The 10543-nt window shown below is 40.0% G+C and carries 10 protein-coding genes; 4 read left to right on the plus strand and 6 right to left on the minus strand.

The annotated features are described in order from the left end of the window. On the plus strand, positions 1-921 hold a 921-nt coding region (locus AC1DND_RS08700), incomplete at its 5' end, for a hypothetical protein (RefSeq protein WP_477580827.1). 332 nt (positions 922-1253) lie between these two features. Here AC1DND_RS08700 and AC1DND_RS08705 read toward each other — a convergent pair. From AC1DND_RS08705 to AC1DND_RS08730, 6 genes are all read right to left on the minus strand, one after another. Continuing rightward, the gene (locus tag AC1DND_RS08705; protein WP_477580828.1) at positions 1254-2030 is read right to left on the minus strand and encodes a hypothetical protein; all 777 of its coding nucleotides are present in this window, start codon (positions 2028-2030) and stop codon (positions 1254-1256) included. Between the two features lie 558 nt (positions 2031-2588). Continuing rightward, the gene (locus AC1DND_RS08710) at positions 2589-4025 is read right to left on the minus strand and encodes an ImmA/IrrE family metallo-endopeptidase (RefSeq protein ID WP_477580830.1); all 1437 of its coding nucleotides are present in this window, start codon (positions 4023-4025) and stop codon (positions 2589-2591) included. A gap of 245 nt (positions 4026-4270) precedes the next feature. Further along, on the minus strand, positions 4271-5083 hold the full coding sequence (locus tag AC1DND_RS08715) for a helix-turn-helix domain-containing protein (RefSeq protein ID WP_477580832.1): 813 nt from the start codon (positions 5081-5083) through the stop codon (positions 4271-4273). Next, on the minus strand, positions 5084-6055 hold the full coding sequence (locus tag AC1DND_RS08720) for an aldo/keto reductase (protein ID WP_477580834.1): 972 nt from the start codon (positions 6053-6055) through the stop codon (positions 5084-5086). A gap of 358 nt (positions 6056-6413) precedes the next feature. After that, positions 6414-7256 carry a helix-turn-helix domain-containing protein gene (locus AC1DND_RS08725; protein ID WP_477580836.1) on the minus strand — a complete coding sequence of 281 codons (843 nt, stop codon included), beginning with the start codon at positions 7254-7256 and terminating at the stop codon, positions 6414-6416. A gap of 120 nt (positions 7257-7376) precedes the next feature. Further along, positions 7377-7865 (minus strand): DUF2306 domain-containing protein, encoded by a 489-nt coding sequence (locus AC1DND_RS08730; RefSeq protein WP_477580838.1) that lies wholly within the window; start codon positions 7863-7865, stop codon positions 7377-7379. 293 nt (positions 7866-8158) lie between these two features. On the opposite strand from AC1DND_RS08730, the gene AC1DND_RS08735 reads away from it, so the two are divergent. From AC1DND_RS08735 to AC1DND_RS08745, 3 genes are all read left to right on the plus strand, one after another. After that, positions 8159-8746, plus strand: coding sequence for a Crp/Fnr family transcriptional regulator (locus AC1DND_RS08735; RefSeq protein ID WP_477580840.1), 588 nt, complete (start codon positions 8159-8161; stop codon positions 8744-8746). Positions 8747-8837: 91 nt separating this feature from the next. Further along, entirely contained in the window at positions 8838-9590 is a 753-nt protein-coding gene (locus AC1DND_RS08740) for an SDR family NAD(P)-dependent oxidoreductase (protein ID WP_477580842.1), read from the plus strand. A 140-nt stretch (positions 9591-9730) separates the two neighbouring features. Continuing rightward, on the plus strand, positions 9731-10543 hold an 813-nt coding region (locus AC1DND_RS08745), incomplete at its 3' end, for a PAS domain-containing protein (protein ID WP_477580845.1).

The raw sequence follows: 10543 nt of genomic DNA on the forward strand, positions 1-10543 counted from the left end.
TTACAGAACCGAATTAGTATGAATGAGCACGCACTCGAAATTATTGAAAGAAATATCAGAATAAAATTAGAAACAGAACTTAAACGTTCAGGAATTCTTTTTAGATTATTTTCTAGGATCAAGGATGATAGTTCGGTAAAGGATAAGCTTAAGAGAAAAGAATATGATAAATCTGATAAGCAAATGCAAGATCTAATAGGATTCAGGATTACGACTTATTTTAATGATGATATTCAACCAATAATAAAAATATGTACATCTATTTTTGAAAAAATCGATCTCGTTTATGACCAGCCTGAATCAGATACTTTTAAACCCTTAAGAAAAAACATGATCTGTGCACTGCCAGTAGATTTAAAAAATACATTTAACGAGCTAAAGGCAAAAAAAACGGATGAATTCGCTTTCGTTGACAGCACTTTCGAGATACAGTTCCGTACTACATTGTCAGAAGGCTGGCACGAGGTAGACCATAACTTAAGATATAAGTGTAGTAGTGAATGGGATGGCCTACAAACTGAAAGTAGAATGCTCAATGGCATATACGCATCTCTGGAAACTAGTGACCTCGCTCTAAAAGCACTATTTGAAGACATTGCTTACCATCACTATAAGAACAGAAATTGGGAGGCTATGCTAAGAAACAAATTCCGACTTACCTTTAAGTTAGGGCAACTAGATTCAAGATTGAAGGAAATTCTAGATTCTGATCAAAAGTTATCAAAGAAGTTTTTCAAATCAGATAGAAATCAACTTATAAATATATTGCTATCATCAACAATACTCATCCCGATTACCTTTGATCACATTTTATTTATAATAAACCTCCATTTTATCAGAAACCAGGAAATTTTAGCGATCACCCCCGACCTTTTGAAAGAAGAATGGCCGTTAACAGAACTTGCGGATATAAAACCTTAGCAGAATACTCGACAAAGTTTTAAGTTTCTGATTCTTATACTGTCYGTCAACTTTATTTTTCAATGTTTTTCAAAAGTTATTATTGCTTCATTATTTCTATGTAGGGTTGAACATTCTTAGCTTAACTCTACCGATTAAAAGCGCATCGAAAGATGGGCTTTTTTTGTTTATAGTTTTTTTTAATTAACCTCAAATGTTTCCGCTCTAGCAAACATGCATACGCAGTACACATGCGCCAGCGAGGGCATAAATACTTATCAAGATTTAATTTTAGATAGCTAACCGATACATAATTCAAAATTTATCAGCCTTTCCTACTGACCTGTCAGTGTCTATCCCTCAGTGTTATCGTCCTTTTCTCTTGGATCAAAAGGTAAATGTGCACTTTTAAGACTATATCTTTCTTTAGCAAGCTCTTCTAAAACTTGAGCTCTGGAATATCCCCACGCTGATGAAACATAGTGCATATGGGGCTCAGCTTCATGAGCCTTCTCTTTTCCATAAATCCCCTTCATAGTACGAAACAGGCAATGCCATACACCTCCTTTGGCAAAAAAGTTTACGATTACACGATGGTTTTCAGTTATGGCCAGATGTAATTGGTTATTTGTTAGATCGGTTTTCCCAGCAGTTTCAATCTCATTATCTGGATTACGGTAAATGAATCGTGGATATTTTTTGCCAATTAATTGTTTTGGTTTGTGCTCAAAAGTATAGACTGAAAACTTATAACCAAATGTATCAGAAGACTGGATAATAAAAGCAAAAAATAGCTCATGATTTAATCTTGCCTCGCGAAGCAACTCTATTTGTTCCTTTTTCTTGGTTGAGAACAGGATTTTTTTAAACATCTCTGGCAATTCATATTTCAGAGCAGCTTGATACCGCACCTGCCAATCTCTGGCAGCACGCTCAATAATTTTCTTTTCCCCAACATAGCCTAGCCTTTGGTTAAGCAACTTAAAATAAGAACGAGCCATTGTCAAAGCAACTTCTTTTTCGTGCATAGCATAATAATATGCAGGGTTTACATCTACGGCAGTTTTCGCTTCGGCGGCAATAAAGTATCCGCCAGTTTTGGGATCCGGGGTGGTTTGTGTATGAAACATATTTCAGACTATTCTTGGTTAGACAGTGATCTTTTTGAGTTCCTCTTGCATTCTTCTAAAATTTTACTGAACATCGAATCCAGTGCTTTGTTGATTTCATCATCAGTTTTCCCAAAGACAATAAAACTTAGCTTTTTCCTCTCTTCATTATATTCTTGATCACTATATTYCTCTGTCACTTAACTCAATCCGATCCTGATTGGCATGTGATAATTGGATGATCGTCTTAACAATGAAGTCATAGAATTTATTGAAAACTTGATTTCACCAAAATCCGACCAAATTCTCTCTATGGAATAGAATTTCTAAAAGTTCATCGAAAGATGGGCTTTTTTGTTTAAAAGCCTTCCAACTAACTTTAAGTATTTACTGCATTTCAAATATAAAATTCTGCTGAATATAGATTTACATCAAAAACCATGGCACATAATTAAATCCACATTCATACGCGACAAGCATACACTAGCGAGGCATACTCATTCGCGATAAGGTATAGTAAATAGCTATTCACTACACCTTTGAAAAGAATGTATTTTTTTCTTTACTATTATATATTAACTAAAATGGTGCCTCTTCGTCAGAATAATTCAATGAACGTGGAGGCTGACTGCATGCCACTTCAATCTGATTTAAGGCTTTTGACATCAGCTGGCTGATCGGTTTGGCATGTACATTAAGTTCACTAGAAATCCGGTTAGGCCTTCTGAAACTTTTTCCGTAAGCCAGCACACCAATATCGGCCATACGGTATTCCATAACCCTGTGACTTACCCCAAAGTAGTTGCTTAAATGGTCAATGGTCAACAGAAAATTGCTCCAATTTTCTGGCACATTGTCAACGTGAACATGGTTAGGCCTGCGTCTGGCTCTTATACTTTGGCATTCTATCAGCCTAACTACGGTATTCAATTCTGGCATCATTAAACAGGCCGCAAATTTATTGGCTTGCCATTCTATCCAATTCCGGTCATTGACCAAGTCATGCCTTCCCGTTAAAGGGTTGAATATCGAATCCGATTGGCTGTCGTAGGCAGACTGCTCAATGGTTAGATGTCTATGCAGAAAGAAATGCGAAATTTCATGAGCCAATATAAAATTGAAGCGGTCCGTATCGCTGATGCTGGAATCAATAATGATTTTCCTTTCTTTAGCGATACAAAGGCCGAGGATTTCACGACCCTGAGGTTGTTCGATGGATTCTATTGATACTTCAAGTTTATGTTTTTCTTTAAGGTATTCCATAAAACTTTCCATATTAAGCCCAAGGTGGTGCTTTCTGATATGAGGGTTAAAATCATCCAACAGGTTATTGGCCATTTCTTCCAGCAGTTCTCCTGAAAGACGCTCTACGCCTGTAACTTCAGAAATCTCGCCGGTCTTTCCCGTAAGATAACCTAAAAGCGAGTGTCGTATAACTTTTTCTATCAGCTCTGACCAGTTGATTTCTGCTACACCCTGGCCAACGCCGAGATTGCTTAGTTCACTCAGAAACCTTAGCTTTTCAAGTTCAGCAGCAGTTTGAGCAAAGTCTGTATCAACAAGGCATGCTTTGCGCTTTCTTGAATTATATATTTTAGTATGAAAGGTATCCTTTTCGATTTTTATCCATACAACCTTATGCGCATTTGCCAGCTTTTGAGCCTTGCGCTGAAGATTTGTAGTACTGATGAAAATCGGATGAATGTTTAGCCCGCCAATGGATTGGATATTGTTGATGAATTCACCAACGTCATTGCCCGGAATGGTCGTTTTATAGTCTTTCATTTCGACCAAAAAAATCATCAAGGGATTCTCTTCCGGTCTTGTACGAACTTCAATGCTCATGTCAAACTCGATCCATTCATCAAGTATAATCGATTTGTATTTGGGCTTTGCCCGAAACGTGCAACACTGCGGTAATACAGGAAAGTCACCGTTTTCAAAAACTGATTTTAATAATTGAAAGCCCTTTTCTTCGAACGTATTCCCTCTGTATACCGTATTGCCTATGTTCATATTTTGATGCACTGATTAGAAAGTACTAAGATAAGAAGGTGATTCGGTATTTTATTCAACAAGTTGCTAGCTGTTTGTTAACAAAATGAAGCAAAAACACATCAGTTTACATACCAGAATAAATTTGACTAGAGCTTGATCCAGACTCTTTCCATACTATCCTATTTTAAGCATACCCTTATCTAGCAAGTCTTAGCACGGTGTTCTCAAAAAACACGAGGCTTGTACTTTCCTTAAACCCATACCTACGCATTCAGCGCCGTAGGCGCCATACCAAACTTCTTTTTAAAAGCATGTGAGAAGTGCGACAGGCTTTCGAAACCAAGGTCGAGATAAATGGCAGAAGGTTTTTGATGTTTGCTTTCGATGAGGTGTTTGGCTTCCCTTAGGCGTTTATCCTGCAGCCATTGGCGGGGTGGTGCACCGAAAGTTTTCAGGAAATCGCGTTTAAAACCGGCCAGACTGCGGCCAGTTAGCTGCGCGAATTTTTCGATGGGCACATTAAAATGAAAGTTGCTCAGCATAAACTTTTCCAGGTCTATTTTATGGGGTTCTGAAAAGTCGAATAAAAAGTTACGCAGTGCCGGTAGGGCAAGCAATAACAATTTAATTCCTTCTTTCACTTTCAAAATACCCATTTCATTGGTCATGGTGGCACCCGAGCTTCGGGCATAGGGAACAATAGACTGGAAATAGCCTTTGAGAAATTCGTTTGATGGAATCAGGATATTTGGCGGACCAATGTATTTATGGTCTGCGGTTAACTTTTCTTCCAATACGATCTTGCGCAAAAGCTCTTCCTGAAGGGAAATGACGATGGTTTCATAGTTCCCTCCGGGTAGCGGTGTTTTGGTGAGCGTACCCAACTGGTTTTTGCCAATCAACAACAGTTCTCCTCCGGCCATCGAAATACTTTGCCCAGCGGTTTCTAAAGTGAACTGCCCTGAAACCTGCAATACCAGGGTATGGTGGTTCCAGAAACACACTTTCTCTTTCCGCTGGGCAGAGAGGTAAGAATAAAAGATTAGGCCTGGGAGGATTTCTTTTGGATTGGTCATTTAACGTTGTAAATAAGTACCGCCACGTATGGCACCTATTGCAAAAGTAGTATTTAAAGTATTCATTTCTTCCGGCGTAAATACAATATCGAGCGCTTTAATATTTTCGGGCAGGCGCGATCTGCGGCTCATGCTTACTAAAGGCATGATATGATCGCCCTGCTCCTTTACCCAGGCAATAGCAAGCTGTGTAGGTGTACAGCCTTTGTTGTGGGCCAATTGTTTCAATACTTCTACTTTTTCGAGGTTATGAACCAGATTTTCGCCCTGAAAACGGGAGAAATGGTTATGGTAATCATTTTCGGCAAGTGGCGCTTTCATGTCGCCGGTTAATAAACCTTCTGCGGTATTGGCGAAGGCCACTACTGCAATACCTAACTCTTTTGCTGCAGGCAGCAGTTCATTTTCGATCTGACGGTCGGCCAGCGAATAGCCGATTTCCAGCGCACTTATGGGGTGGGTTTCATTTGCCTGACGGAGCTGCTCAGCCGTAATTTCAGATACACCAATGTGCCGCACTTTACCTTCTTTAATCAGGTCGGCAACCGTTCCGATGATGTCTGCCACCGGTACGCTATCGTCCATTCGGCAAGGCTGGTAGAGGTCGATGGTTTCGATACCCAAACGCGTTAGCGAGTAATTGATAAAATTTTTGATCGCAAGGGGCCGCAGATCTAACCCCAGCCACTGGCCGTTGTGAAAGATGGCACCGAATTTTACGCTGATAAAGGCATCGTCGCGCCGGCCTTTAATCGCTTTGCCAATTAACATTTCATTATGACCGGCACCATAAAAGTCGCCTGTATTTAAGAAGTTAATGCCACTATCTAATGCTTCCYGAATGGTGGCAATACTTTCTGTTTCGCTGGGTGTAGCACCACCCCATACGGAAGACATGCGCATACAACCTAAACCAAGTTTAGATACGAAAGGGCCATCTTGACCCAACTGAATTTTTGTGATGTTGTTCATGAAACAAAGATCAACATTCGAAATACCAAAGGCTTTCCTCTACGGCTCAAATATTTTGCCTGTACGGCTCAGCTGTTTGATGGTTTTAGCGCTATCTAGCGCAAGTCTTAATGTCAAGCCTAATGCAATGGGCAGACTTGTGCTTTCACTAAATTAATCCCTAAATCTCTTTGAGAAAATCTTAATTAATTATTACTATGCATGCGCATTCATCTAGCCCGTTGTCCTCTGCACTAAGACTTGAGCCAGTGAGGCCACTACGTCCTGCTGAACTTGTTTCAGCATCTTTTGCAACAGGAAAGATCCTGAAACAAGTTCAGGATGACGACTGCGTATACAAATTTGTCGTGTCCCCCTACTAACGCTCCCGAAAATCACTAGGTGTACACTTATACCTATCGCGAAAGCTTTTGGTAAAATTGGCCAAATCATTATAGCCACAATTAAAAGCAATATCTTTAATCCTTTCGTTTGAAATTAACAGCATTTCGGCAGCTTTTTCGAGCCTTTTGGTTTTGATATAATTGGCCGGTGTATCGTTGTAATGTCTGGCAAATTCGCGTTTAAAAGACGATAAACTCAAATTATTCAATTGTGCCAGGGCATCGATACTGAGTTGTTCAAACAGGTTGGCCTCAATAATTTGCTTAAAGGTATAGGTAGTAGGCGAAAAAAGCTGTGCAAATATGGTTTGTATGGCCTGGGCATTAGCGGTTTGGGCCAGCAGCAGGATAATTTCTTTTAACTTTAAAACCAGTATATCTTCGTTAACCAGTGCCGGATGCTGAAAATAAAACAGCAAGCCTTCAATATATTTCTCGATTAAAAAACTATTGTTTAAAACTTCGACACTTTTGTTCGAAATCATCCGATCGGACGCCTGAAGTATAACCGGCATCTCCCGGTCGTAGATCCGCTTTAAAATATCGGGATGAAAATTAACGACCATAATTTCGTTAATCCCCCCTTCATTTAAGTTACTGATGGTTTTGCTGGCCTGGATACAATTTAAAAACAAAGCATGTTTATGCGGAATATTTACCCGGTCTTCGCCGCGGTGATATTGCATTTCACCCTGCAACATGTACAAAAAACAGGCATTATCGGTAATGGGAAAATCGAAGGTAAAAGGTGCCTTTATCCTGATGTTCTGGATAATGGATTTACCAAACAAATCGTATTTTTTATGGTCAATGATCATATTAAAAAAAACCTTCAGCTATAAAAATAGAAAAACTAATGCATGGTTTGGCTTTTCTGCGCCTATGCATTAACTTATCCGGTATAAAAAGATTTTTTATTCCAAAATCGCATTTTTGGTTTACCGTATTCTAAGCGCGTTACGTTGTTTAATGTACTGGTAAATGGCCCCGGCAACAAATGCGATTAAGAGCACGAGCAATGTTTGGGCAATTATAGGATCGGTAGGATTTTTAGCCAGTGGATGCCCCAGCGGAACCCGGGTAAAGGTTTCGTTCACGGTGGGAATGAGCGACAGAAAGAAGCTGAAAGAGAGTAAAAAATTCTCTATATAGCGGGCCCTATTATTGGTACTTCGCTTTACCGAAAGCCAAAAAGCCACCACCACTAAAATAAAAATGAATACCGAAAAAATATGCCCGGGATTAAAGCCTCCATGTTTGGAGATTCCCAATGCAGTTAAAGCCGTAACAGCAGTAGTATAAAAGTATATTTTACCGCTAAGATGCATTAAATCAATTTTGCCAAAGCGTACAAATGAAATGATTGCCGCTCCAATGGCCACGATACCAATGATGGTATGAAAAATTCCTAAACCTGATAGTCCCATAGTCTTTTTTGTTGATATGTAATTGTTGTTTACAAAAGTGGCTATAGTAAGGTTAAGGCGTTTTGCTTATTCGTTCAATTAATTGGTAATCTCGTTCAAAAACGACCAGATGTGCTGCTTTCAACCTAATTAATGGATGGACATGTAATTTTCGTTATGGCAGGCAAGCCATATTCGTCGATTCGATGAAGTACTTTTCCTGAAACTGAGCAGAACAAGTTTGAATAATTAAAAAGGCAGCATAAAATAAGCTGAAAGTTTTATTTTTGAAGATTCTCCTTAAGCACCTAAAGATGGATAATTTTCAAGCGCTGTTCGATTACGTTCAAAAACTTTCTGGTAAAATGCTTTCAGCGGAAGAAAAGCAAGTATTTATCGCACATTTTAAACCTAAAAAAATCCGCAAGCGACAATACTTTTTACAGGAAGGGGATGTATGTAAGTATACTGGCTTCATTGTGAAAGGGGCTGCCAAGACGTTTACGGTGGATGAAAAGGGGCATGAGCATATATTAAAATTAAGTATTGAAAACTGGTGGTTAGCCGATTTTGAAAGTTTTTACAAGCTGACACCAAGCCGTTTTAACATAGAAGCGCTGGAAGATATGGAGATCTTACAAATCACCCATAACCTGGTAGAAGAATTCATAAAGCCTATTCCTGCCTTTTCAGCGATGCAGAACGTGCTGAGTCAAAACAACACCATAGCTGCCCAGAAAAGGATGCAGTCTTCCATCAGCCAAACTGGTGAAGAACGGTTTCAAGAACTCGTTAACGATTATCCACACTTTATACAGCGGTTCCCGCAAAATTTAATTGCTTCCTACCTGGGTTTAACACCAGAAACCTTGAGCCGGATCAGGAAGAACTCCTCAAAATAGCTTGATCTTTGTCAAGCCTATTTAATGACTTTTGATAAGTTGTAGTCCGTTGCACAGGTGCATCTTTGGATCAACATTAAATTCAAAGATCATGAGTAAATTAAAAAACAAAGTAGCCGTAATTACAGGCGGCAATAGCGGTATTGGATTTGGTATTGCTGAAGCATTTAAAAGTGAAGGCGCCGCCGGAGCTATTGTAGGTAGGAATCACCTAACTTTAGAACTTGCTGCTGCTCAACTGGGCAATGATTTTATAGCCATCAACGCAGATGTAACTAACCTTGCCGATTTAGAGCGGGTTTTTAAAGATAATGCTGAAAAATTTGGCAAAATAGATGTACTGGTAGCCAATGCTGGTGCAGGAACAACCGGAACAGTGGCAGATGTGAGCGAGGCGGACTACAACAAAACCATGGACCTTAACCTGAAAAGCGTTTATTTCACGGTACAAAAAGCATTACCTTATATGAATGATGGCGGGTCTGTAATTCTTATCGGGTCAAATGCCGCACACCGGGCATACCCATCATTTGGACTTTACGGCGCTGCAAAAGCTGCAGTGATCTTTTTGGCGAAAAGCTTTTCTAACGACTTGCTAGCAAGAAAGATCAGGGTAAATGTAATCACACCGGGTACTACAGACACACCTGCATTTGATAAGTTCGTTCCTGCAGAGCACATTGATGCGGTGAAAACACAATTTGCAAGCGCAATGCCGATAGGCAGGATCGGGCAACCCTCAGACATTGGTAAAACAGCGGTTTTCCTTGCTTCTGAAGAATCTTCGTTTTTGCYTGGCACCGAAATCCTTGTTGACGGTGGTATGACCTACTTAGCTAAGTAATTTCTTATTCACTGGTATGCGTTCAAACTCATACCAGTAATTACCAGGTGTTAAGAAATCGGCAATAAAATATTGACGAAAGAACACCTCACCAGTGTACCGTCCTGAATTTACTTGTCGTTTCACTATGGGCATGCCATATGAAAGACAGTTTATCTGTAACAGCTAAACATATTTGGCCTGTAAATGTTATCACTCTATCAGCTGAAATTGTTATGCAAGAAAATAGAGCGCAAGATAATTTTGAGAAACGGTTCAAAGAATGTGATGATAAGTTCAACGCTATATTTAAACTTACCAGTGTGGCCTCAAAGATCATTCGGTCAGACCTGACCATCTTAAAGGTGAATAAGGCGCTTTGCGAACTGTTGGACTATCCGCCAGAACAAATTGAGGGAACAAAAATTCTGGATCATGCCTGTGAAGAACATATCGCACACTGGCATTGCCTCCAGGAAGAGATCTGGTCTAGACAGGTGCCATTCTTTAAGCTGCAGGCCTGCCTGTACCGAAGAGACCGCAGCCGCGTATGGGTTGATGTAACTACGATCCTCTATAACGACCAGGGGGAAACCTTTGGATTTACTGTACTGGACGATATTTCCGGAATGAAACAGCTGAAGGAGAGCCAGAAGCGTCTGAACCTTGCCCTTAGATATACCCGTACAGCTATCTGGGAACTGGACCTTGAGACAAAAGAAGTTTTTCGTTCCCGCGACCATGATGAAATCTTTGGCTACCCGCAAAGGCAAGCGCATTGGACACTGGAAAGCTACTACCCACATATATCAGCAAATGATCTCCCAGTGTTTAAGGAGGCCCTAAAAAATATTCAGGCTGAGGGCGGCGTAGACGTGCAGGTAAGGCTAAACAGAGCAGATAGCAAGCTTCAATGGCTGAATATAAAGGGCAAAACTGAAACCAATAAAGCGGGTAAAGCCGTGAAACTGGTG

It is taken from the genome of Pedobacter sp. 01N416 (assembly GCF_056399685.1).

Coding starts and splice junctions, on each gene's coding strand:
- AC1DND_RS08725 (WP_477580836.1), bottom strand. CDS start 7,256: ATGATCATTGACCATAAAAAATACGATTTGTTTGGTAAATCCATTATC.
- AC1DND_RS08735 (WP_477580840.1), top strand. CDS start 8,159: ATGGATAATTTTCAAGCGCTGTTCGATTACGTTCAAAAACTTTCTGGT.
- AC1DND_RS08730 (WP_477580838.1), bottom strand. CDS start 7,865: ATGGGACTATCAGGTTTAGGAATTTTTCATACCATCATTGGTATCGTG.
- AC1DND_RS08710 (WP_477580830.1), bottom strand. CDS start 4,025: ATGAACATAGGCAATACGGTATACAGAGGGAATACGTTCGAAGAAAAG.
- AC1DND_RS08705 (WP_477580828.1), bottom strand. CDS start 2,030: ATGTTTCATACACAAACCACCCCGGATCCCAAAACTGGCGGATACTTT.
- AC1DND_RS08715 (WP_477580832.1), bottom strand. CDS start 5,083: ATGACCAATCCAAAAGAAATCCTCCCAGGCCTAATCTTTTATTCTTAC.